The organism is Niastella sp., from assembly GCF_045805085.1.
GTDB lineage: Bacteria > Bacteroidota > Bacteroidia > Chitinophagales > Chitinophagaceae > Niastella.
The window spans coordinates 1-22,407 of the sequence record NZ_JBJMLX010000257.1 but is presented as its reverse complement, the minus strand read 5'-3'; the positions used below and the strand labels follow the sequence as shown (position 1 = coordinate 22,407).

Sequence of the window (22,407 nt, the reverse complement as noted above, 5' to 3'; positions counted from 1 at the left end):
TTGCCGATTGCCGATTGCCGATTGCCGATTGCCGATTGCCGATTGCAGATTGCCGATTGCCGATTGCCGATTGCAGATTGCCGATTGCCGATTGCCGATTGCCGATTGCTTACTGCTTTCCATCCAAAATAACCGGTGTATTCTTACCCATAATCACCATTTTGGCATTGGTTGAACCGGCCAGTTCTTTCATCGCCTTTATTTGTTCATATTGCAACTGGCGGTCGGTAAGGCTTTCGTTAATGATGCGCTGATAATCGGAAATACCCTGCGCTTCCACCCGTTTACGTTCCGCCTCCTGCCGTTCTTTTTGTAAAACGAACTGCATTTTCTGGGCGTCCTGTTCGGCGGTGATCTTTTGCTCGATGGCCGTTTTTACCATGATCGGCAACGTTATATTGCGGATCAGAATTTGTTCCAGCAACAGGCCGCGCCGTTTGAAGTCACCTTCTATCGTTTTAAAAATGCGGTTCTGAAATTCATCGCGTTTGGTAGAATACAGGGACACCGCATCATAATATACGGCGTTGTCGCGGATCTTGGTCCGGGTTACAGGACGAACAATTTTATTGGTATAGTCCAACCCGGTTTCCCGTATAATACGGGGTGCATCGGATGGCAATAACTTATACAGAACTGTTAGATCAATAACCACTTCCAGTCCGTCGGAGGTAAGCACGCGAATGGCATCATCACCCTGCTTGGCGCCTTCATCATGTACGCCGCTCATGGTATAGTTCTGGGTTCTAATGTCCATTTTCTCCACATCGAGCAGGGGATTTATAAAGTGCAAACCGCTTGGAAGCACATCGTTCTGCACCTGTCCGAACAATTTCTTTACGCCGATCTCACCGGCTTCAATTTGAATGATACAGGCGACAAGAATGCCAATTAAAACCATGATGCCGCCAATAACGCGAACAGGTGAAGCAAAACGCCTGAAATTTGGGTCATTGCTGCGGGTTATTGCCAGGCCTAGCAGGATTATGATAACCCCAATAATAATAAGAGCCATACATTAAGGTTTGAAGTTGATTGCCGCGTTGTGGAGTTAACTACTATGGTCAGCTACAATTACCCAGGTACCATTCACTTTCCGGAAAAGTAAGTTATAGTGGCCGCCCAAATCGCCGATATTCCTTTTCAAATGCCATTTGCCTACCACGAAATAATATTCCGGTGACAGGCGCTGTATTTTGATCAGATCGAACGACAGGGTTCCCATAGCGTCGGCATTGTTGTAATTCTTTTTATAATTCATTAGTGTGTTCTGGTAGCCATATGTTACACCGCTCTTACCAATAAACATCAGGGAGTCGTTGTTCCAGTAACCTTTCATAAAATCTTCCAGGTTCCCTTTGTTCCAGGCAATGGTTTGATCGCTTAGTACTTTGCGAATGATTTGATCGTCTTTATCCTGCGCCAGTGCATGTTGAATGATAAAAAAGGAGAGAATGAATAAAGGCAAACTTCTCATAATATGTAGTTGTTTACTTAAAGATAAAGGAAAGTTGACGAGTTGACAGGCTAACGTGTTAACAAGTTAACCTGTCAGCTTATTAACTAACACTCAAAAACAAAAAGATCCGGAAGGCATAATTGCCCTCCGGATCTCGTTTATTAAAATAAATTAATCTACATCTTGAATTTCTTCATATAAGCCGCGTCTGCTTCAGCGCTTTTCAGCGGTGTACTATTATCCCAATGCTCCTGTTCAACTATGTAATATTGAAGTCCTTTGGTTGAACCGGCTTTCAGGATCTTTTTGAAATCTATACTGCCTGAACCCAGGTCAACAGAGGCATCGTGCTCTTTTGGATCTACGCCTTTCTTCCGGTCCTTTACATGGCACAGTTTGAAACGGCCGGGGTATTTGTTCAACCAGGCAATGGGATCAGCGCCGGCTGTAACCACCCAGTAAATATCCATTTCAAAATCAACGGTATCCTTATTGGTGCCCTGCATCATAATATCCTGCGGCATCTTGCCATCTATTTCAGTGAAGCTGTAGCCATGGTTGTGATACGCAAAACGCAACCCGTTCTTTTTACAGATATCACCACAGGCGTTGAATTTATCGGCAGCTCTTTTAAAGTCATCGATCGTTTTGGGACCACCCAAACTTGGACAGATCAAATATTTCATGCCGATCTCACCAGCCTGCGCCGCCTTTGTTTCAAAATCCTTGTTGATATCGCAATGGGTTGAAATGAAGGCAAGGCCCAGTTCATCCATGTATTTTTTAAATTCCTTATTGGTCATACCCCAGAAAATACCATCCTTACCTTCAAACCCTTCAATCTGTTTATAACCATACCCTGCTAACTGCTTTAAAGTGCCTTTCACATCTTTTGACAGATCGTCGCGCACCGACCACAATTGTAAACCAAACTTATTGATAGACCCGGTGGGTGCAAAAGCTTCGCCCATGGAGAAAGCCGATCTTGAAATAAGTATTCCTGACGCCAATGTTCCGGTTGCTTTGAGAAAATTTCTTCTGTTGTACATATGGATGGTTGATATGTTATAAATCAAATACTGAATGGAGCAGCAAAGGTGAATCTTCCGCCAGCTGGCGGAAGATTCACCTTCATTATTTAAGTTTCAATATTTTACAGAGCCCAGGCTTTGTCGCCTTTTTTGTAAGGAATGCAGGCTTCGAAACGACCTGGAACCGGCACATATCTCAAGGCTTTGGTTGCGCCTGGTTCTGATGTAAAGTAACCCAACAGGGTCAGCTGTTTCATCAGCGTAAAATAGTGCGGGTTGTCATCCTTCTTTTTATCTTTTGCGTAGGCCTTTTGTTCTTTATCCAGCTCGTTCAATAATTCTTTGCGTTGGTCGGGTGTAATTTTCATAAACCCGTTACCATTGAATTTTTTCTTGCTGGCCTCATTCAATTTATTCATTCCTTCCAGGAACACTTTCTGATCGCTTTCTTTATAGCAATCCTTTACCATAACGCCCATGAACTGGCCTACTTTGGCCTCTTTGGCGCCTGGGGTATCGGTAGCAGGAATAATTGTTTCTGCTATTTCATCCAGGTAAGCAAGATCGTCGGCAGTAAAGTCAACCGATTGGCCGATTTTTTTATCAGCGCTGGTGCAACCGCTCAGAAAAAGTTCACCTCCTATCACGGTTCCTCCCAATAACAAGGCTACACGGGATAAAGCGTCTCTTCTGTTCATAATAATTAATTTGAAGTATGAATCAATTCAGAATTTTTAAATATTGCCTTTCTTCAGTTCACTAACCGCATGATCTGCGGCGCGGGCTGTAAGGGCCATATACGTTAACGATGGGTTTTGACAGGCTGATGAAGCCATACAAGCGCCATCGGTTATATACACATTCTTTACATCGTGCATTTGGTTATTGCCATTCAGTACCGATGTTTTAGGGTCTCTTCCCATCCGGGCGGTTCCCATTTCATGAATACAAAAACCAGGGGCCGGATTATAGTCAAACGTTTTCACGTTTTTCAGTCCCGCTTTTTCCAACATTTCAACCGCGCTTTCCGACATATCCTTCCGCATGATCTTTTCATTCTCCTTAAACTCACAATCGATATCAAGTGTTGGCAGTCCCCATTTATCTTTCTTATCCTTATTCAAAGTCACTTTGTTCTCATAGTAAGGCAGGTGTTCGCCCCAGGCGCCTAACTGCATCACCCAGTTACCGGGTTCAGTGAGTTTTTCTTTCAGCTCAATGCCTATGCCTTCTGCACTATCAACACGGCTGCGACTGGCGCCACCCTGGTAACCAAAACCACGAACATAATCGGTACGTTTTGTTTTGTCGTTGATATTCCTGAACCGGGGTACATAAATACCATTCGGTCTTCTGCCATAAAAATACTGATCTGTAAATCCATCATATTCGCCATGAGCGCCAACTCCATAATGATGGTCCATCAGGTTATGGCCCACCTGGTTGCTGCTGTTACCAAATCCGTTAGGGAAAGCATCCGAAACAGAGTTTAACAGAATGTGTGCAGTACCCAGGGTGGAAGCATTCAGGAAAACCACTTTCGCATAATACTCTTCGGTTTTCATGGTCTCCGAATCCAGGATGCGAACACCGGTAGCGCGCTTTTTATCTTTATCGTACAACACATCCAGCACTATCGAAAACGGGCGCAAGGTAAAATTACCTGTTGCTGTTGCTGCCGGCAATGTGGCCGAGTTACTGCTGAAATATCCACCGAACGGACAGCCCTGGTGGCATTTGTTGCGGTACTGGCATGGACCACGGCTACCAATTTGCTTCGTGTGATTGGCTGAACGGCCCATGATCATGGTGCGGTCGTTAAAGCTTTCCTTTAAGCGAGCCGCCACGTGTTTCTCCAGGCAGTTCATTTCCATGGCAGGCAAAAACTCCCCATCGGGCAGTTGCGGCAAGCCATCGCGGTTTCCATTTATACCAGCAAACCTCTCTACATAGCTGTACCAGCCCGCCAGGTCATTATAGCGAATAGGCCAGTCAACGCCATGGCCGTCTCTGGCATTGGCGCCAAAGTCCAGATCGCTCCAGCGGTAGCTTTGGCGGCCCCACATGAGTGAGCGGCCTCCTACATGGTTACCACGTACCCAATCAAAGCGTTTTACCTGGGTGTATGGATTCTCCACATCGTTTACAAAGAACTTTTTTGATACCTCATCAAATGCATAACATTTGCTTTGGATGGGGCTGTTTTTTTTATCTTCTGCCGTTACCTTATTCCGGTGGGTCAAATCCCACATATCCTTTTCGGTTCCGGCGTAATCTTTTATGTGTTCAACGTTTCTGCCGCGTTCAAGCACCAGGGTCTTCAATCCCTTTTCGCATAATTCTTTGGCGGCCCAGCCTCCACTTATTCCCGATCCTACTACTATAGCATCATAGGTGTTTTGTGCGGTTGCTTTTGTGTTTAGGTGTACGTTTAGAGAATCTCCTGGCATGATTACAATTTGAAAATCCCGACACATCGGGACAGGTTATGAAAATTTGAAAATGTGAAAATGATTTTTAATTCATTTTCTGCAGCTAATATAAGATGGCTTTCTTCAAATAAAGGTGGCAATTTCATCAAATAAAGGTGGTAAAAGCACAAATAAATTAAATGTCCCTTTGCCATTTTACTTGCTACCAGCTGCACATTTTAAAATTTTCAAATTTGCGCGTTAAATATTTCCTTTCTTCAATTCACCTACTGCATGGTCAACAGCGCGGGCCGTTAATGCCATGTAGGTAAGTGAAGGGTTAACGCAGGCGGCGGATGCCATGCAGGCGCCGTCGGTTACATATACGTTGGTGGCGTCCCAAACCTGGTTGTGCGCATTCAGCACAGAGGTTTTGGGGTCTTTACCCATACGGGCCGTACCCATTTCATGAATACCCATGCCCATGAAATAATCGCTATCAGATGGTTTTACATCCTTTAACCCGGCGGCTGTGAGCATTTCCATGGCATCGTTCTTCATATCAACCCGCATCTTCTTTTCATTATCCTTTATTTCACAATTCATGGCCAGCACCGGTAAGCCCCATTTATCTTTTTTAGTTTTATCGAGCGAGAGAGTGTTCTCGTGGTAAGGAAGTATTTCGCCAAAAGCGGTCATCCCCAACGACCAGGGACCTGGTTCTGATAAAGCGCTCTTCAGTTCGGCGCCAACGCCCAATTCGGCTATCTGGCGGTTCCAACCCTGGCGGCTGGCGCCACCCTGGTAGCCGAAACTCCGAACATAGTCTCTTTTGTCGCTGCCTGTATTGCGGAAACGGGGTATGTAAAAGCCTGTTGGGCGTCGACCAAAATAATATTTGTCATCAAAGCCTTCTGCAATGCCTTCTGCACCCACGCGGAAGTGGTGGTCCATTACATTATGGCCCAACTCCCCGCTGCTGCTGCCCAAACCGCCAGGCCATACGTCAGTGGCAGAATTGAACAACACCCAGGTGCTGTTAAAGGCCGATGCGCACAAGAATACCACTTTCGATTTATACTCGTACGTTTTATTATCCTGCGTATCCAGCACTTCTACACCAGTGGCTTTTTTCTTGTCTTTATCGTACAGCACTTTTGTAACAAGGGAAAAAGGTCGCAACGTTAAATTGCCAGTGGCTACTGCTGCCGGCAGGGTAGATGACTGCGTGCTGAAATACCCGCCAAACGGACAACCCAGCCAGCATTTATTGCGGTACTGGCAATTGGTTCTGCCCGGTAAAGGTTGGGTGATATTGGCTACACGGCCTATGAATAAATGACGTTCTCCTTTGTAATGATCTTTCAGGCGGGCGGCTACATCTTTTTCAACACAGTTCAATTCCATTCCGGGTTGAAACTGTCCGTCAGGTAAATGCGCGAGCCCTTCTTTACTACCACTGATACCGGCAAATTTCTCAACGTGATCGTACCAGGGTGCGATGTCTTTATAACGGATCGGCCAGTCAACGCCATGGCCGTCTTTTACATTGGCTCCAAAATCCAGATCGCTCCAACGATAGCTTTGCCGGCCCCACATCAGCGAACGGCCACCCACATGATACCCACGGTACCAGTCGAAACGTTTTGTTTCGGTATACGGACAATCCTTTTCGTTCGTCCAGTAGTTCAGGTTCATTTCATTCAGCGGGTAGTCTCTATCCAGCACGGGATATTCTTTTGACATTTCTGTGGTTTTACCACCGCGATGAGGGAATTCCCAGGGAGCTTTATTGGCGCTTTTATAATCTTTAATATGTTCGATATTTTCGCCGCGTTCAAGCAATAAAACTTTTAATCCTTTTTCGGTTAATTCCTTTGCTGCCCAACCGCCTGCAATACCTGACCCTACGACAATAGCATCATAAACATTATCTGGCATGGTTCAATCGATTTTAGTTATAAAGAAGACGTGAGAAATGGGAAATCGGTTTTATTTATACATCACAAATTTTGATTCCTTTTTCAAGTGACACCAACTTTTCTTCATTGGTTTTTGGTGTTGGAATAAATTCCTGCGCTACATACCCTTTATAACCGAGGTCAACGATGGCTTTCATAATGGCAGGGTAATACAATTCCTGCGTTTCATCAATTTCGTTCCTTCCGGGAACACCGCCGGTATGATAATGGGAAATGTATTGGTGATTGTCTTTGATAGTTCTTATTACATCACCCTCATCTATCTGCATGTGGTAGATGTCGTATAATAATTTAAAGTTTTCTGACCCTGTGCGTTTGCACAGTTCTACGCCCCAGGCAGTTCTGTCGCACTGGTAATCTTTGTGGTTTACCTTGCTGTTCAACAATTCCATTACGATCTCAACTTTATTTTTTTCAGCCAGGCCCATGATCTGTTTCAATCCTTCGGCGCAATTGTTCCAGCCTGTTTCATCGTCTATACCCCGCCGACTGCCGCTAAAACAAATGAGTTGTTTGTAACCGGCTTTGGCAACGAGGGGGATCATTTCGGAATAATTCTTTATCAGTTGCGGGTGGAATTTTTTATCGTTCCAGCCATCTACCAGGTTCAGTTCTGCGCCATTACACATAGAGGAAAAGATGCCGTGCTTTTGCAGGGTTGGCCATTCTTTAGGACCAACAAGATCAATAGCGCTAAAGCCTATTTTTTTAATGGCAACACACAGATCTTCCAGGGGAATGCTCCCGTAGCACCAACGACAAACAGAGTGGTTGATATTTCCTTTCAAGGCAGTTGATTTAATTTCCTCAGGTGTGGTAAAAGACGAAAGCATGTTGGCCGTACCCAGCGCAGCAGTGCCCGCTACCAGGTTCTTGATGGCAACTCTTCTCGATTGATTGGCCATTTTCTTTAATAATTATTAAGATTGAAATTTACTAATTGTTCCCACAAAAACGATTAAATGTAAAACCGTTAGCGTTAAAATATTACAAAAGGTTAAGATAATACTATTATGCGCTAACAGGTGTTAACAATTCCACCTTCTTTCTTCCACGCATGTAAACAACCAATCCGGTAAATGCAAAAACAAGTACAATTGGTATTATTAATGTGGTATCCAGAATTTGTGGGCCGGCTGCTTTTTTAGCCTCCACCAGGGCATTCGCCATTTCCGATCCGCCGGGGGCATCTGTATATGTTTTCAAATCGGCGCCGGCTGGTAATTTATCACCCAGCAGTTTATCATAATGGCTTCCCATGAACATCATATACACCGATACGGCAAACATGCCAGCGCCACCCATTAAATTCAAACCAACTGCACCGGTCCTGGGAAGGTTTTCCGAAACAAAACCCAGCATGGTGGGCCAGAAATAACATACGCCCATACCGAAAACCAGGGCCCCTACGAAAACCATGTTCCCGGTTGAATGCCCTAACAGGTATATTCCCACTGCCGATAAGACGGAGGAGATGAGCAGTACACCCTGCGGTGATAACCTATGCACCACAGGTTCTGCCAGTCCACGACCAACTACCATTACACCGGTTTCCAGGGTAAGAATGAGAATGGCATTGTCGGTAACATTTTTCAGCAGCACATCTATCCATTGGCCGGTAAACAACTCCGTGATCGCGGTACCAAACATGCAAATGATCATGAAAACGAAAAGCGGATTCAATAACGCCTTGTACATGTCGCCGGTTGATACACCTGCCGCCACCCGTTCAGTAACCGGGAATTGCAGCCGGCTTATCAGATAACCATAAATTAATGTGGGGATCAGCATCACAGCCACCTGTATCTGCCAGGGTTCCATGCCTGCAATTGGCCCTATGCCCGCCTTGTTATACAAAAACACGATCAGTGTGCCGATAACAATGCCACCGGGGAACCAGAGATGGAAGTGATTTAATTTGGTAGTTTTATTGCCAGGGAAAATAGCTGCCACCAGCGGGTTACAGGCTGCCTCTACGGTTCCGTTAGCTATCCCTATTAATAAGGTGGAGAGAAATAAGGTCCAGTAACCGCTTGCAAATACGGTTAGCAAAATGCCCACCAGGTGAAATGCACAGGCAAGCAGTAACAATTTTTTCATGCCTATGATATCAACGACGATACCGCCAATGATAACGGCTAAAGGAAAGCCCCAGAATGCAGTGGCTGCTATGGTCCCTAATTGTGAGGCATTGAGGTGAAAGTTTTCTCCTAACTGGTTTAAGATACCGGCACGGATGCCGAATGATAATGAGGTTACCAAAAGAGCTAAACAACTGGCCAAAAAAAGCTGGCCGCGATGGATAGTTGGTTGTTGCATGGCAAGAATCGTTTAGTTTTTTTTATATGGTGGGTAATTGATAATTTTTAAACTTTATACCGAACCACCGTAACTTTATCGAACGCAATTGTAAATTCGTTAGCTTAAATTAAGCATGTAAATGTAATTTTTTATTTTAAAACAAATCCTTTTTCACATTTTCTAATTTCTATTTCATGAACAGAAAATTAAGAATGGGAATGGTAGGTGGAGGCAAAGATGCCTTTATCGGCGCTGTTCACCGCATTGCTGCCAATATGGATGGACTCATTGAGCTTGCCTGTGGCGCTCTAAGCGTTACTCCCGAAACAGCTATCGAGTCTGGAAAAATGTTATTTCTGCCCGAGGACCGCATATATACCAATTATGAAGATATGATCAGGGCGGAAAGTAAATTACCGGCAGACAAACGTATGGATTTTGTTACCATCGTAACTCCCAACTTCGCACACTTTGCTCCAGCTATGATGGCGCTTGACCATGGCTTTCATGTGGTGATTGAAAAACCAATGACCTTCACGCTCGACGAAGCAAAACAATTGCAAAAGAAAGTAAACGAAACAGGTTTGCAGTTGTGCCTTACTCATACCTATTCGGGTTACCCGATGGTAAAACAGGCGCGTGCCATGGTGCAGGGCAATGTATTGGGCAAGATCAGAAAAGTAATTGTAGAATATCCGCAAGGCTGGTTAAGCCGCCTCAGCGAACGCGAAGGCAATACGCAGGCAGCCTGGAGAACTGACCCCAAGAAATCGGGCAAGGCCGGCGCTATGGGCGATATTGGTACGCATGCTGCCCACCTTACTGAATACATCACTGGTTTAAAAATCACGCAGCTCTGCGCCGATCTGAACATTATGGTAGAAGGCCGTCATCTCGATGATGATGGCAACGTATTATTGAAATTCGACAATGGCGCCGCCGGCGTTTTAATAGCTTCACAAATTGCTGCCGGTGAAGAGAACGCTTTAAAAATTCGGATATACGGTGAGTTGGGTGGCATTGAATGGGCGCAGCAGGAACCTAATACACTTCTTGTTAAGTGGCTCGATCAACCCATGCAGGTGCTGCGTGCCGGTGGTAATTATACTGGTGTGTTGTCTTCTTTTGCTACGCATAACTGCCGCACTCCGGGTGGCCATCCCGAAGGATACCTGGAAGCATTCGGAAATATCTATCGCAACTTTGCATTGACGTTGTCTGCTCAAATAGATGGGGTTCAACCCACCAAAGAAATGCTCGACTTTCCGCGGGTAGACGAAGGCGTACGCGGCATGGCGTTTATCGACAATGTGGTGAAGAGCGGCGCCAGCAAAGAAAAGTGGACACCGTTCGAAGTGTGATGATAGTCACATAATTCAAACGGCTGGCTTCAATTACGTAATTTCAATTTCCAAATTCTCAAAGCGCCATTTAATGAAAACGTTAAAAGGACCCGGATTATTCCTCGCCCAGTTCATGGGTGATCAACCGCCATTCAATTCGCTAAAATCAATATGCCAGTGGGCTAAAAGCCTGGGTTTTGTAGGGGTTCAAATACCTACCTGGGATAGCCGCTGTATTGACCTGCAAAAGGCTGCGGAAAGTAAAACGTATGCCGATGAGCTGAAAGGCCTCGTAAACGAATGCGGCCTGGAGATCACGGAACTCTCCACCCACTTACAGGGGCAACTCGTAGCTGTTCACCCCACTTACGATACCCTTTTCGATGGCTTTGCGCCCGAGCAATATCGCAACAATCCAAAAGCCCGCACCGAGTGGGCCGTTCAGCAATTGCGTTATGCCGCCCGGGCATCGCAAAATCTGGGATTGAACGCACACGCCACTTTCAGCGGCGCCCTGTTATGGCCTATGGTGTATCCCTGGCCACAACGGCCGGCGGGACTGGTTGAAACCGGTTTTAAAGAACTGGCCAATCGCTGGCTGCCCATCCTCAATCATTTTGATGAACACGGTGTAGACGTTTGCTATGAAATACATCCCAATGAAGATCTGCATGATGGTATTTCGTATGAAATGTTCCTGCAACACACCAATAACCATCCGCGTGCCTGCCTGCTGTACGATCCATCGCACTTTGTGTTACAATGCCTCGATTACCTGGAATACATCGACAACTATCATGAACGCATTCGCATGTTCCATGTTAAAGATGCCGAGTTCAACCCAACTGGTAAACAAGGGGTGTATGGCGGTTATCAGAACTGGATAGACAGGGCCGGTCGTTTTCGCTCACTGGGCGATGGCCAGGTTGATTTTAAATCCATCTTCAGCAAACTGGCAGCCTATGATTATTCAGGCTGGGCGGTACTGGAATGGGAGTGTTGCATCAAGCATCCTGAAGATGGCGCCAGAGAAGGAGCTCCTTTTATTAAAGACCATATCATTCGCGTTACAGAAAAAGCCTTTGACGATTTTGCGGGCACAGGCAGCGATGAAAAATTTAACAGAGGTGTATTAGGCTTAAAATAATGTAATTTGCTAAACTATTAACTTGCACAATTCAGAACTTAAATTTTTGTTTCGATGAAGAAATTAGTTGTTTTTGCTGCTTTATGTACTGCTATGGTGGCTTGCGGTTCAGGAGACACCAAAAAAGGCACAGAAGAAAAACCCGCTGGAGGCGCCAGCACATCTGCACCTGAAGCCAGCGCCAATGACAAAGGCCTGGATATGATCGCTTCGCTGGATTGCACTACCTGCCACAAGATCAATGAAAAAAATATCGGCCCTGCGTACACTGATGTAGCAAAAAAGTATGAAACCACCGATGCCAATATTGAAACCCTGGCTCAAAAGGTAATCAAAGGCGGCTCTGGCAACTGGGGCTCCGTGCCAATGACACCGCACCCGGCATTAAGTGTAGACAGTGCCAAAGAAATGGTTCGCTACATCCTCAATTTAAAAAATGCTAAATAAATAAATTTCAACAGCCCCTGCTTCTTCGAAGCGGGGGTCTCTTTTTAATGTATTGCCTGCCTGCTTACGTGTACCATTTATTCTGAATTAATACATGATGAAAAAGTTTATCATCGCCTTATTCCCTGTTGCGTTGCTGGCCTGTCATACAGCAAACAAAACAACAGAGGACGCCAAAGCAGCTAAAGCATCGAAAAAAAATGATGGATGGCAGTCGCTCTTCAATGGCACCTCAAAAGAAAGCTGGCACGTTTATAATAGTAAGTCAGATGGCGCAGCCTGGAAAGTGTTGGGCGATGGCGTGTTGTACCTGGATCCTGAAGCAAAGAAAAACGGCGCCGGTGGCGGCGACCTGGTCACCAATGATGAATTTGAAAATTTTGATCTGAAACTGGAATGGAAAATTGATTCGGCTGGCAACAGCGGGATTATCTTTCTTACACAGGAAGATCCGAAATATGCCCAATCGTATTTAACAGGTCCCGAAATGCAGATCATTGACAACAATGGCCACCACGATGCAAAGATCAATAAACACCGCGCCGGCGACCTGTACGATCTTATTGCCAGTACTCCTGAAAATGTACATCCCCTGGGTCAATGGAACTCAATCGAGATCGTCATTAATAAAGGTCAGCTGGATCTGTTTCAAAACGGCGCCAAAGTGGTTTCCACAACCATGTGGAACGACAACTGGAAACAATTAATGGCCAATAGTAAATTCAAAAACTGGGTTGGATTTGGAATGTTTCAGAAAGGCCGCATCGCCTTACAGGACCATGGCAATGGCGTAGCGTTCAGAAATATCCAGATCAAACGGTTATAATTCGCACTTTCACTAAATCATCAAATATATGCGCACAACTTTTGCTTGCCTGATCATTGCTGGCACCATTGCTGGTTGCCAGGGTGGTTCCGGCACACAACAACCGGGAACCGATACTACAAAAACAACCACAGACACTATGACCAAAGCGGCTCCTGTTGAAATGAACAACAGCCTCACTGAGGAAGAAAAAAAGGCCGGCTGGCAATTGCTGTTCGATGGTAATTCGAAAAGTAATTTCCATGTGTTTAATAAGAAATCTGACGGCGCAGCCTGGCAGATCGCTGATGGCACTTTACACCTTGATACCACCAACAAAAAAGATGGGAAGATCGCCGGTGGCGGCGACCTTGTAACCAATGATGAATACGATAATTTCGATCTGAAGCTGGAATGGAAGATATCTGCGGGTGGTAACAGTGGTATCCTGTTCTATGTGCAGGAAGGACCTAAATTCGGCGAAACCTATCATACAGGTCCCGAAATGCAGGTGCTGGACAATGCAGCGCACCCTGATGCCAAGATCATTAAGCATCGTGCCGGCGATCTGTACGATCTCATCACCAGTACGCCAGAAACTGTAAAACCTGCCGGTGAATGGAACCAGGTTGAGATCATTTCCAACAAAGGCGCGCTTGAATTTCATTTGAACGGCACCAAAGTGGTTTCTACCACCCTTTGGGACGATGCCTGGAAAAAGATGATCGCCGCCAGCAAATTCAAACAATGGCCTGGCTTTGGTACTTTTAAAACCGGCCACATTGCCCTGCAGGACCACGGCAATTCTGTTTGGTACCGGAATATCAGGATCAAAAAATTATAACGAACTATAATTAAAAGGGCTTCGTGATGCATCGGGAAGCCCTTTTTTATTTTTATACTTTAGGCAGCTTATAGCCATTGTTATACTCCTTCATCAGGTACTCGCTGTTCACTTTCTCGTCGGTAAATTTTCCCTTCTCTTTATCCCACACCAGCTTTTGCCCACTTCTAAAGGCAATATTGCCCATTTGCGCCACGGTGGCTACGTGCGCCCCGGCTTCGATGGAACAATGCAGGTTTTCTGTTTTCCGCGATTTCACCGCATCAACGAAATTCACCCAATGCAAGTCAACCCCACTATCTATACTCTTGGCAAAAGCTTTTGAGGCTTTCTCGGTGGCCTTTTGTTCTTCCATCACCTCCCAACCGCCGCGGGAAAGCACCAGGGTCCCATTATTACCAATGTAAGCGATACCATGATTTCTACCGTATGATCCATTGTCTATTCCCATGGCGGAGTCCCACACCAGGTTGAATTTATCAAATTCGTATAAGGTAGTTAGTGTATCAGGTGTTTCTTCGCTCAGTTCAGGATAGGCAAACTTGCCGCCCAATGCAGAAATTGACTTAGGCACATCGGCTTTCATTCCCAGCAGGGCATAATCCAGCAAATGCACGCCCCAGTCGGTCATTAAACCGCCGGCATAATCCCAAAACCATCTGAAATTAAAATGAAAGCGGCTGGCATTGAAAGCGCGTTTGGGAGCGGGGCCCAGCCAGGTGGCAAAGTCAACACCCGCAGGCGGGTTACTATCGGGCACAACAGGCGCCGGACGCATCCAACCCTGGTAACACCAAACCTTTACGGTCCGTATCATTCCCAGCTTTCCGCTTTGTACATAATCAACCGCATCTTTAAAATGCTGCTGGCTGCGTTGCCATTGGCCGGCTTGCACCACTTTGTTATATCGTTTTGCAGCGGCCACCATGGTTCGGCATTCTATTATGGAATTACCTACAGGTTTTTCTACATATACATCTTTACCCGCTTCGCAGGCATGTATCATTTGCAAGGCATGCCAGTGGTCGGGTGTGCCCACAATTACAACGTCAATATCTTTTTGCTCGAGCAGCTTACGGTAATCGCCATAGGTTTTCACTTTTGACGTATCGATATTCATTTTTGCCAGCTCGGCCATTCTTTTATCAAGTACATTTTTGTCAACATCGCACAAAGCGGCTATGTTAACGCCCGGCACTTTTAGGGCGGCCATTACATTGGCCCAGCCCATGCCATTGATGCCAATGGCGCCAACCTGCAGTTGATCGCTGGGCGCTATACGGTTTTTGAAAATGGCAAATGCGTTATTATCTATGGCTGACAATACTGTTCCCCCGGCAAGCAATGTACCTGCCTGTTGCAAGAACCTCCTGCGTTGCATCATATGACAATGGTATTAAGGTGTGGTAATAGGATAACCAATTTATTTTACGATGTTCTTTTTAAGGTAAGCTATGCTTTTGGCGGTACTATCCAGTGGCGCACCGGGGCACTGATCCTGCTCAACAAAGAAGTATTTCATACCACTTTGTTTGGCATGGGTAAATATCTTTTTAAAATCAATGACGCCGCTGCCCACTTCAGTAAAGTTCTTTTGCGCGGTATTGTCCATATCCTTTACGTGCCACATGGCAAAGCGGCTCGGGTATTTGGAGAAGAATGCTAACGGGTCTTTACCGGCTTTGGAAACCCAGTAGATATCCATTTCAAAAAATACCAGTTTGGGATCTGTTTCTTTCAATAATACATCGTATCCGTTTGTGCCGGCAAGAGGAGCAAATTCAAAATCGTGGTTATGATAAGCGAGTTTGATACCTGTTTGCTTACAAATTTCTGCGGCCTTGTTAAGAACGGCAGCCATTTTTTTAAAATTGTTGATGTCTGTCCGGTATTGTTCTTCCATCCAGGGAATAACAATGTATTCCTGGCCAACGGCTTTGGCATCTGCTACGGCGGGCTTCCATTTTTCTTCCCAGCCGTTTTGCAGAAATACACTGGCGGGAAAGGTGTGGCCGCTGGGCGTGGTCAATCCATGCGACTTTAATTCTGCACGCAGTTCGGCGGCATTCATCCCAAACCATTTACCGTTGCCATAACCAAAAGTTTCAACGGTTTTATACCCTTGTGCTGCAACTTTGGCTAAAGTGCCTTTAGCATCTTTACCCATTTCATTGCGGAGTGTATACAACTGCAAACCTATTTTTTGAGGCTCAAAAAACCATTCTTCCTTGCTGATAAATAAACTGGTGGTAAGCAGTGATGACTGCCTGAGAAAATCCCTGCGGGTTGGCATAACGAATCGTTTTAGGGTAATGAAATTACTTAAAAATCAGACACCCCCAATCAGCCGCCTGGCAGAATAACAGGAAGATGCCAGCTAAAAGATGCCTGCGCCTGACATTGGGTTGCATAACCTGTTCCGGCCCTGCGGGGAATGCATAAAAAAACCGGTTACTGGTTACCGAAACCAGCCACCGGTTACTGAAGTTATTAAGTTTTTTATTTCTTTGTTATCAGGCTACCCTTCTTCTTCCATCTGGTACAACAGCTCTTTCAACTTCTGAATATGCTGCCCATACATTTTGTTTATAAGCCAGCGATTTATAAAGTAACTGCTAACGGTAAGTACGGCTCCAATTGAAATAAATAAAACAAAAAACCGATGATTGCTGATGTGAGCTACAATGGGCATTTGAGAAACAGACGTTTGGGCTTCAACAGGCAAATTCTCGAGATGTGCGTTAAAATCCTGTGCGTTGAATAAAATTATAACACCGGCAGCAAAATAAGCGAGGGGAGTAAGTATGGTTCCCGCTACAAAATAAAAGCGTACGTATTTTTCCAGGGTAACCAGTTGTTGTTTCAGGTTCGAGCGCACTTCACAGGCCACACACTGCATTTGTTTCAGCAGCTTGTTCTTGCGATAATAATAGAATAGAAATGCGCCGCCTACCAATGCCAGCAATACAGACAGTTCGCTATACATTTGCTGATAGGTAACAATATACCATATGGTTAGTGAATATATAACTACCACCGCAATGAGCTCGCGGTTCAAATTGCGTTTAAGCCGGGCAATAGTGCTTTGCGACCGCTTTTGTAACATGGACAAAATAGGCACTTCCCTTGCTGGTTGAAGATCTTCTTCATCCAGGTTTTTCCAAATATCTTTCAGGCTATCTAACTCCATGTTCTACAGATTTTGTGAGTTTACGTAATTTTTCTTTGATCCGGTTCATTTTCACGCGCAGGTTATTCTGATTGATCCCCAAAATATCTTCCATTTCTTCGTAACTCTTGTCTTCAAGGTACAGCATTACAATAGCCCGTTCAATTTCAGTAAGATGGTTAATTGCTTTATAAAGTTGCTGCAAGCGCTCTTCTTTTTCGTTACTGTATTGTATGTCCTGTATCTCAGTAGGCAATAATTCGGGTTCTACGCTCTTGATATACTTCTTTTGTTTACGCAGGTCTGAAATGGCGGTATTGAGTGCAATCCGGTACAGCCAGGTGCTGAATTTTGAATCACCCCTGAACCGTGGATACGCGCCCCATAATTGTATTACGATCTCCTGAAAAAGGTCCTGTTTATCGTATTCAGTTGTGCAATACAAATTGCACACCTTATACAACATAGCGCGGTGTTCATGCACCAATGCCACAAACTCATCCTGGTTAAGTTTTGCCTGCAACTGGGTTGGTTTTAGCGAAAAGATACTCAATTGGTCGGCGAAATACTTAAAAAATTACAGTTCAACCGCCATTTTTCTGTAAATAAAATGTGAAAGACGGTGCCGGCAACATCCTATCTTTGCATCCTTATCAATTGATTTTAAGCATTTATGAAAAAAATCTATCATCTGGGCACCTGTACTACCTGCCAGGCGATCATTAAAGAAACCGGTATTGATAAAAAGGGGTTTGAAATGCAGGATATTAAAACTGAAAAAATTACTCCGGCCCAGCTCGATGAAATGAAAAGCAAAACCGGCAGCTATGAGTCGCTGTTCAGCCGCCGCGCCATGAAATACAAGGAAATGGGTCTGAAAGACAAAGCCCTTACAGAAAATGATTATCGCCAGCTGATCCTTGACGAATACACCTTCCTTAAAAGACCTGTGGTTTTTGTGAACGATACCATCTTTGTTGGCAGCGAAAAGAAAAACCTTGAGGCGTTAAAGAACGCGTTAAGCTGAACCGTTCTTTAATACCGACATCCGCAGGGCCTCAAAGTTTATTGCATTCACTTTAACAAGACCCGGTTTACCGGTGTAGTCAATTGCTGAACTGTAAGTATAATGTTCAGGACTACTAACTATTCCATCGCGGATGGGGTTTTCGTGAATGTACAGTACGCGTTCCTGAAGTTTATATACCTGTTTGAAGTCGATGTATGAGGGATTGGTGCAGGTTTGCCACAATTGAAACTTTTCAATTTTTTTAAGGCTGAGACTACAGCTTTCGAACCGTTGTAACATCCACGACCGGCGCAGATCGGGTTCAATATCAATAGCCTCCAGTATTTTAGTGGTAGTATATCTTTTAAACTCCTTTTCTATCATAGCCAGGCCCGAACCATCCTGTGCCCGCGCCAGTAAATGCATATGATTGGTCATTAAGACCCAGGCATATATCGTGAACTTTTTTGTTTCAACACAGTAGTTTAATGCGTCAACAACGATCTGTTTATAAGTAGGTCTTATAAACACATCAATCCAATCAACTACATTAAATGTCAGATAAGAACAATCCTGCTGATTCAGACTTTGGTTTTTGTTTTTATTGATCATAGGAGCATTGATTTATCAAGGATCATTAATAAATAAGTTAACGAATAATAAAAACCATGCTGTTGATTTGGCTCCGGGCGCGGAATTGCTAACAATCAGACCGAAATATTATAGCAGTGACAAGGAGGTGTAAGATACTAAATGTTGTTTATAAAACGGCTGTATGTTAATGCCTGTTGAGGAATAATAATAGATTATTAATGATATTGATTTTTTTACAACTGCTTTAACGATATCGCCTGAACTTAATGGCGTTTGACCGGACAGGCATAAAAAGAGAATACCCCGCCAATTTATGTGTTTTAAATTGACCGGTATTCCTTTGCAGGCAAATGTGGGTGAACGGAGTTTACGGAATGCTATAGCCAGGGCGCCAGCTTAACCCGTTGCTGGGGATGGGCACTGCTATAAAAATAGTGATGGGGATCATCTACCAGCCGGGTGGTTACCGGCATGTTCACTACTGTTGATACATGATGCGTAAACAACTCGTTGCTGTCCAAAACAACGGGATGGTTACCAAATTGCCAGAAGTGATGTTCCGCATCCTGCTGATACCGGTTGCTGTAATAGCTGAACAATCGCATCATCCATTCCTTACGTTTTTCCCCTGGATTTTCTGCAATTGATTTCAACACCTGTTTAGCAGTGCCATTTTTAAACTCCCTTAAAATTGTAGAGATGTGTTTTTTCTTTGAAGAAGCAATAAGCGTAATGTAGCTGGGCATTAACACGTATTCATAAACATGCAGGTTTTTAGTGTCAATACAATGGTTTAGGTTGTCAATTAAAATTTCACAATAAGAGTGGCAGGTGAAAACGTCTATCCAGCCAGACACACTTAAGGTTACGTAATAAGAGCCGAAGGGTGGGGGTTTTTCGTACATTCATATAAGGTAGTAAAGTTTTCGGATTTTATCATGCTACGGTAAGTTCTTTCGGGGAAATTAATTTTATTTTGATACGGATCAACTATTACCCATTCCTTTTCAATGACTTAACCCCACAAAAATCGGTTTTTCACTTTGTTGCCGCGGGTTAGCGTTACCTCGCTTACTTGTCGAGCCGGTTCGTACTTCGTCGACGAAACTCTTTAATCCCGCTTACATGTTTTTGTCTACAGTTATCAGCGTTCTGACATAGCGGGTGATCATATCAGCCACTTTACCTATTACCAGGCTTACGTGTGTCATAGATTTACGGGGTTCTCCAAATTTTTATATACAGTAAAGCACTTAGTCATGAAAAAACAATTAATGGTATCACTGATTGCCTGTCTGCTGTTGCAGGCGAGCACATTTGCACAGAGTAAGGGTTCTCCCGAAGGAGTATCTGAAAAGGGGTGGTGGGTGATTGAAACCAACGTTCACACGCCCAAAAAGAACATCGTATATTTTTATAACAACGATGGCATACTGGTTTATAAAGAAAAGATCGAAGGCATACGCATCAACCCCTCGCGCAAAACTACCCGGGTTCAATTGAAACAGGTACTGGAGTCGGCGGTAGTTACCTGGGAGCAAAAACATACCCTCCAGGAAGATCAGGAATTGGTAGCGAATAGCCTCCGGAAAAAATAGCTTCCCGCCACACCCCAATCACTTTTGTCGACGAAAAAAAGCAGTACAGCGATATTAACACGGTGTGGCATCGATTTAAGCGGAACGAAATGTAATTTTAGGGAAATGCAACCCACCGAAAAATATCCTTTTATCTTTTCTGATGAACGCAAGTACCGCATAAGGCGGCATTTGGCATTTTGGACGTTTTGGTGGATCACGCAGGGCATACTGTATTCGGTAATTGGCTATACCGGCAAACCGGCCTACCTGATACGCCTGTCGAACTCCATAACAGAGTCGTTCTTTTACATGATCGCCCATATTGCCCTGGCGTATGCCCTCATGTATTTTGTAATTCCGCGTTACCTGTTAAAACAGAAATACTGGCTTACGGCCATGTGGGTGTTGATCTGTTTTCAGGGCGCCGCAGTTATATCTACGATCCTGTCGGCTACTATTATTCCCGAAATCGAAGAATGGTTTCTGCACACACCTGCCAGCGTGAACTCTTTACGAATGCGGGCAGCAGCGAGGGTACACCTGTCGTTGATGGCGGGTTTGCGGGGCGGTATTACCATCGGGGGTATTGCCGCTTCCATTAAATTAATGAAACACTGGTATGTGAAGGAACAACGCAACCTGCAATTACAAAAAGAAAATGTGGAGGCGCAACTGCAATTGCTAAAAGCCCAGGTGCATCCGCATTTTTTATTCAATACCCTTAATAACATTTACTCCCATACGCAGAATACGGCGCCGGTGGCTTCACAACTGGTAATGGGCTTGTCGGATATGCTGCGGTTTATGTTGTATGAATGCAACCAGCCGCAGGTGCCCTTATCAAAAGAATTAAAAATGATCCAGGATTATATTTCCCTGGAACAAATCCGCTACGACGACCAGCTGGATGTGCATGTTGACCTGCCGGCCAATACCGATAACCTGTCGATTGCTCCGTTGTTACTGTTGCCATTGGTTGAAAACTGTTTTAAACACGGCACCAGCCGCATGATTGAACAACCCTGGCTGAACATGCAGGTGACCCTGGAAGGCGAAAGGATGTTTGTAAAGCTCATGAACGGCAAGGCAAATGAAGCAGCCAATAACAATCATAAAGGCATTGGTATTTTAAACGTTCGCAAACGCCTGAGCCTGTTATACGCAGGCAAATACGAATTGTCGATCACCGATGAAGAGGAAGTGTTTATCGTAAACCTTTGGATACAATTAGACAGAATGCCATTGATCAAAAAAGAAAGCGGCGCTTTTAAGTTAACCTACCATGAATGAAACCCAAACCATACGGTGCCTGATCGTAGATGATGAACCGCCTGCCCGCGAGATCATTCGCCGCTATGTTCAGGAAATTCCTACGCTGCAGTTGATGGGCGAATGCGCCAACGCCATCCAGGTGCTGACCATTTTACAACAGCAACCCATCGATCTGTTATTTCTCGATATCCGGATGCCGCAATTAAACGGTACCGATTTCATAAAAACATTGAAGACCCCGCCCAAGGTTATTTTTACCACGGCTTTTTCTGAGTATGCGTTGGAAGGGTATGAGCTGGATGTGGTGGATTACCTGATGAAACCCATTCGCTTCGATCGTTTTTTGAAAGCTGTGAATAAAGCATACCCGTTGAATAACGCTTCTGCTGTATTAAAACCGGTGATACCTAATGTTGTAGAGGAAAAGAAAAACGAAAGCTTCGTGTATTTTCGCGCCGATCGCAAAATGGTAAAGGTGATGCTGGATGATATTTTATACATCGAAAGCATGAAAGATTACATTAAAGTACACACTGTGCAAGGCGTTATCATTACCAAACAATCCATCAGCTCGGTGGAGGCCATGTTGCCGGGGAAATTATTTGTTCGCACTCACCGGTCATTTATCGTTTCCATCAATAAAATAAGATCCTTCACGAACGAACTGGTCGAAATAGATAAAACCGATATTCCCATCGGTAAATTATTCCGGAACGGGGTAATGAAAGTGTTCTCGCCCTGATCGGAGTCGAAGTGTAAAATCGAGTAGGTGGCGTAGGATTAGTTCCTACGCCGACCTCTCCCACCACCGTACGTACCGTTCGGTATACGGCGGTTCCCTAATTTAGTAAACGCGCATTCAGGTAACAGTCCGTGAAGAATAGAAAGCCCGCATCTCTCAACCGGGTGTTAGTGGCTGTCGTGGACAGTATCCAACTGTTGGCGGTGTGCCAGTAACCCTTCCGGGTGTTAGCATGTTGCCATGCCTTGTATTGCGGGATGCCTAATTTTAC

23 protein-coding genes are annotated in these 22,407 nt (G+C 44.7%); 9 read left to right on the top strand and 14 right to left on the bottom strand.

The features are described from left to right. Positions 1 to 109: 109 nt before the first annotated feature. The 8 genes from ACJ751_RS13460 to ACJ751_RS13425 form a co-directional block, all read right to left on the bottom strand. Positions 110 to 1,015 (bottom strand): prohibitin family protein, encoded by a 906-nt coding sequence (locus ACJ751_RS13460; RefSeq protein ID WP_407746017.1) that lies wholly within the window; start codon positions 1,013 to 1,015, stop codon positions 110 to 112. A gap of 36 nt (positions 1,016 to 1,051) precedes the next feature. Next, positions 1,052 to 1,477: a YybH family protein gene (locus tag ACJ751_RS13455; protein WP_407746016.1), complete on the bottom strand. Its 426-nt coding sequence runs from the start codon at positions 1,475 to 1,477 to the stop codon at positions 1,052 to 1,054. A 158-nt stretch (positions 1,478 to 1,635) separates the two neighbouring features. Further along, entirely contained in the window at positions 1,636 to 2,508 is an 873-nt protein-coding gene (locus ACJ751_RS13450) for a sugar phosphate isomerase/epimerase family protein (protein WP_407746015.1), read from the bottom strand. 104 nt (positions 2,509 to 2,612) lie between these two features. Further along, a complete protein-coding gene (locus tag ACJ751_RS13445; RefSeq protein ID WP_407746014.1) occupies positions 2,613 to 3,188 on the bottom strand; it encodes a gluconate 2-dehydrogenase subunit 3 family protein in 576 nt (191 codons plus the stop codon). Between the two features lie 36 nt (positions 3,189 to 3,224). Continuing rightward, positions 3,225 to 4,940, bottom strand: a complete 1,716-nt coding sequence (locus ACJ751_RS13440; RefSeq protein ID WP_407746013.1) for a GMC oxidoreductase — start codon at positions 4,938 to 4,940, stop codon at positions 3,225 to 3,227. Positions 4,941 to 5,162: 222 nt separating this feature from the next. Continuing rightward, the gene (locus ACJ751_RS13435; RefSeq protein WP_407746012.1) at positions 5,163 to 6,842 is read right to left on the bottom strand and encodes a GMC oxidoreductase; all 1,680 of its coding nucleotides are present in this window, start codon (positions 6,840 to 6,842) and stop codon (positions 5,163 to 5,165) included. A 55-nt stretch (positions 6,843 to 6,897) separates the two neighbouring features. Then, the gene (locus ACJ751_RS13430) at positions 6,898 to 7,788 is read right to left on the bottom strand and encodes a hydroxypyruvate isomerase family protein (protein ID WP_407746011.1); all 891 of its coding nucleotides are present in this window, start codon (positions 7,786 to 7,788) and stop codon (positions 6,898 to 6,900) included. Between the two features lie 106 nt (positions 7,789 to 7,894). Next, positions 7,895 to 9,202 carry an MFS transporter gene (locus ACJ751_RS13425; protein ID WP_407746010.1) on the bottom strand — a complete coding sequence of 436 codons (1,308 nt, stop codon included), beginning with the start codon at positions 9,200 to 9,202 and terminating at the stop codon, positions 7,895 to 7,897. A gap of 176 nt (positions 9,203 to 9,378) precedes the next feature. On the opposite strand from ACJ751_RS13425, the gene ACJ751_RS13420 reads away from it, so the two are divergent. From ACJ751_RS13420 to ACJ751_RS13400, 5 genes are all read left to right on the top strand, one after another. Continuing rightward, on the top strand, positions 9,379 to 10,545 hold the full coding sequence (locus tag ACJ751_RS13420; RefSeq protein ID WP_407746009.1) for a Gfo/Idh/MocA family protein: 1,167 nt from the start codon (positions 9,379 to 9,381) through the stop codon (positions 10,543 to 10,545). Positions 10,546 to 10,618: 73 nt separating this feature from the next. Beyond that, positions 10,619 to 11,674 (top strand): sugar phosphate isomerase/epimerase family protein, encoded by a 1,056-nt coding sequence (locus ACJ751_RS13415; protein WP_407746008.1) that lies wholly within the window; start codon positions 10,619 to 10,621, stop codon positions 11,672 to 11,674. 54 nt (positions 11,675 to 11,728) lie between these two features. Next, a complete protein-coding gene (locus tag ACJ751_RS13410; protein WP_407746007.1) occupies positions 11,729 to 12,121 on the top strand; it encodes a c-type cytochrome in 393 nt (130 codons plus the stop codon). Between the two features lie 97 nt (positions 12,122 to 12,218). Next, positions 12,219 to 12,947, top strand: coding sequence for a DUF1080 domain-containing protein (locus ACJ751_RS13405; protein WP_407746006.1), 729 nt, complete (start codon positions 12,219 to 12,221; stop codon positions 12,945 to 12,947). A gap of 28 nt (positions 12,948 to 12,975) precedes the next feature. Further along, a complete protein-coding gene (locus ACJ751_RS13400; RefSeq protein ID WP_407746005.1) occupies positions 12,976 to 13,770 on the top strand; it encodes a DUF1080 domain-containing protein in 795 nt (264 codons plus the stop codon). 52 nt (positions 13,771 to 13,822) lie between these two features. Here ACJ751_RS13400 and ACJ751_RS13395 read toward each other — a convergent pair whose 3' ends face one another. The 4 genes from ACJ751_RS13395 to ACJ751_RS13380 all read right to left on the bottom strand — a co-directional run bounded on the left by ACJ751_RS13395 (position 13,823) and on the right by ACJ751_RS13380 (position 17,462). Continuing rightward, positions 13,823 to 15,154: a Gfo/Idh/MocA family protein gene (locus ACJ751_RS13395; protein ID WP_407746004.1), complete on the bottom strand. Its 1,332-nt coding sequence runs from the start codon at positions 15,152 to 15,154 to the stop codon at positions 13,823 to 13,825. 39 nt (positions 15,155 to 15,193) lie between these two features. Further along, on the bottom strand, positions 15,194 to 16,063 hold the full coding sequence (locus ACJ751_RS13390) for a sugar phosphate isomerase/epimerase family protein (RefSeq protein ID WP_407746003.1): 870 nt from the start codon (positions 16,061 to 16,063) through the stop codon (positions 15,194 to 15,196). Positions 16,064 to 16,288: 225 nt separating this feature from the next. After that, positions 16,289 to 16,960 carry a hypothetical protein gene (locus ACJ751_RS13385; protein ID WP_407746002.1) on the bottom strand — a complete coding sequence of 224 codons (672 nt, stop codon included), beginning with the start codon at positions 16,958 to 16,960 and terminating at the stop codon, positions 16,289 to 16,291. After that, positions 16,947 to 17,462, bottom strand: a complete 516-nt coding sequence (locus ACJ751_RS13380; protein WP_407746001.1) for an RNA polymerase sigma factor — start codon at positions 17,460 to 17,462, stop codon at positions 16,947 to 16,949. Before ACJ751_RS13380 ends, ACJ751_RS13385 begins: the two co-directional genes overlap by 14 nt. Before the next feature lie 150 nt (positions 17,463 to 17,612). On the opposite strand from ACJ751_RS13380, the gene ACJ751_RS13375 reads away from it, so the two are divergent. Beyond that, positions 17,613 to 17,966, top strand: coding sequence for an arsenate reductase family protein (locus ACJ751_RS13375; RefSeq protein ID WP_407746000.1), 354 nt, complete (start codon positions 17,613 to 17,615; stop codon positions 17,964 to 17,966). On the opposite strand, the gene ACJ751_RS13370 is transcribed toward ACJ751_RS13375, so the two are convergent. Continuing rightward, complete coding sequence (locus ACJ751_RS13370) at positions 17,958 to 18,560, bottom strand: transposase (RefSeq protein WP_407745999.1); 603 nt, start codon at positions 18,558 to 18,560, stop codon at positions 17,958 to 17,960. The genes ACJ751_RS13375 and ACJ751_RS13370 overlap by 9 nt on opposite strands. A 359-nt stretch (positions 18,561 to 18,919) precedes the next feature. Continuing rightward, entirely contained in the window at positions 18,920 to 19,288 is a 369-nt protein-coding gene (locus ACJ751_RS13365; protein WP_407745998.1) for a hypothetical protein, read from the bottom strand. Positions 19,289 to 19,801: 513 nt separating this feature from the next. On the opposite strand from ACJ751_RS13365, the gene ACJ751_RS13360 reads away from it, so the two are divergent. The 3 genes from ACJ751_RS13360 to ACJ751_RS13350 all read left to right on the top strand — a co-directional run bounded on the left by ACJ751_RS13360 (position 19,802) and on the right by ACJ751_RS13350 (position 22,136). Further along, positions 19,802 to 20,140, top strand: coding sequence for a hypothetical protein (locus ACJ751_RS13360; RefSeq protein ID WP_407745997.1), 339 nt, complete (start codon positions 19,802 to 19,804; stop codon positions 20,138 to 20,140). 105 nt (positions 20,141 to 20,245) lie between these two features. After that, positions 20,246 to 21,412: a sensor histidine kinase gene (locus ACJ751_RS13355; protein WP_407745996.1), complete on the top strand. Its 1,167-nt coding sequence runs from the start codon at positions 20,246 to 20,248 to the stop codon at positions 21,410 to 21,412. After that, positions 21,405 to 22,136 carry a LytR/AlgR family response regulator transcription factor gene (locus tag ACJ751_RS13350; RefSeq protein WP_407745995.1) on the top strand — a complete coding sequence of 244 codons (732 nt, stop codon included), beginning with the start codon at positions 21,405 to 21,407 and terminating at the stop codon, positions 22,134 to 22,136. The genes ACJ751_RS13355 and ACJ751_RS13350 overlap by 8 nt, the downstream gene beginning before the upstream one ends. Positions 22,137 to 22,407: the final 271 nt, after the last annotated feature.

Excerpts from the sequence above, each read along its gene's own strand:
- ACJ751_RS13440 (WP_407746013.1), bottom strand. The coding sequence starts at position 4,940 with ATGCCAGGAGATTCTCTAAACGTACACCTAAACACAAAAGCAACCGCA.
- ACJ751_RS13400 (WP_407746005.1), top strand. The coding sequence starts at position 12,976 with ATGCGCACAACTTTTGCTTGCCTGATCATTGCTGGCACCATTGCTGGT.
- ACJ751_RS13430 (WP_407746011.1), bottom strand. The coding sequence starts at position 7,788 with ATGGCCAATCAATCGAGAAGAGTTGCCATCAAGAACCTGGTAGCGGGC.
- ACJ751_RS13435 (WP_407746012.1), bottom strand. The coding sequence starts at position 6,842 with ATGCCAGATAATGTTTATGATGCTATTGTCGTAGGGTCAGGTATTGCA.
- ACJ751_RS13410 (WP_407746007.1), top strand. The coding sequence starts at position 11,729 with ATGAAGAAATTAGTTGTTTTTGCTGCTTTATGTACTGCTATGGTGGCT.
- ACJ751_RS13445 (WP_407746014.1), bottom strand. The coding sequence starts at position 3,188 with ATGAACAGAAGAGACGCTTTATCCCGTGTAGCCTTGTTATTGGGAGGA.
- ACJ751_RS13420 (WP_407746009.1), top strand. The coding sequence starts at position 9,379 with ATGAACAGAAAATTAAGAATGGGAATGGTAGGTGGAGGCAAAGATGCC.
- ACJ751_RS13460 (WP_407746017.1), bottom strand. The coding sequence starts at position 1,015 with ATGGCTCTTATTATTATTGGGGTTATCATAATCCTGCTAGGCCTGGCA.
- ACJ751_RS13405 (WP_407746006.1), top strand. The coding sequence starts at position 12,219 with ATGAAAAAGTTTATCATCGCCTTATTCCCTGTTGCGTTGCTGGCCTGT.
- ACJ751_RS13385 (WP_407746002.1), bottom strand. The coding sequence starts at position 16,960 with ATGGAGTTAGATAGCCTGAAAGATATTTGGAAAAACCTGGATGAAGAA.
- ACJ751_RS13455 (WP_407746016.1), bottom strand. The coding sequence starts at position 1,477 with ATGAGAAGTTTGCCTTTATTCATTCTCTCCTTTTTTATCATTCAACAT.
- ACJ751_RS13365 (WP_407745998.1), bottom strand. The coding sequence starts at position 19,288 with ATGCCCAGCTACATTACGCTTATTGCTTCTTCAAAGAAAAAACACATC.
- ACJ751_RS13390 (WP_407746003.1), bottom strand. The coding sequence starts at position 16,063 with ATGCCAACCCGCAGGGATTTTCTCAGGCAGTCATCACTGCTTACCACC.
- ACJ751_RS13370 (WP_407745999.1), bottom strand. The coding sequence starts at position 18,560 with ATGATCAATAAAAACAAAAACCAAAGTCTGAATCAGCAGGATTGTTCT.
- ACJ751_RS13375 (WP_407746000.1), top strand. The coding sequence starts at position 17,613 with ATGAAAAAAATCTATCATCTGGGCACCTGTACTACCTGCCAGGCGATC.
- ACJ751_RS13395 (WP_407746004.1), bottom strand. The coding sequence starts at position 15,154 with ATGATGCAACGCAGGAGGTTCTTGCAACAGGCAGGTACATTGCTTGCC.
- ACJ751_RS13425 (WP_407746010.1), bottom strand. The coding sequence starts at position 9,202 with ATGCAACAACCAACTATCCATCGCGGCCAGCTTTTTTTGGCCAGTTGT.
- ACJ751_RS13350 (WP_407745995.1), top strand. The coding sequence starts at position 21,405 with ATGAATGAAACCCAAACCATACGGTGCCTGATCGTAGATGATGAACCG.
- ACJ751_RS13355 (WP_407745996.1), top strand. The coding sequence starts at position 20,246 with ATGCAACCCACCGAAAAATATCCTTTTATCTTTTCTGATGAACGCAAG.
- ACJ751_RS13415 (WP_407746008.1), top strand. The coding sequence starts at position 10,619 with ATGAAAACGTTAAAAGGACCCGGATTATTCCTCGCCCAGTTCATGGGT.
- ACJ751_RS13450 (WP_407746015.1), bottom strand. The coding sequence starts at position 2,508 with ATGTACAACAGAAGAAATTTTCTCAAAGCAACCGGAACATTGGCGTCA.
- ACJ751_RS13360 (WP_407745997.1), top strand. The coding sequence starts at position 19,802 with ATGAAAAAACAATTAATGGTATCACTGATTGCCTGTCTGCTGTTGCAG.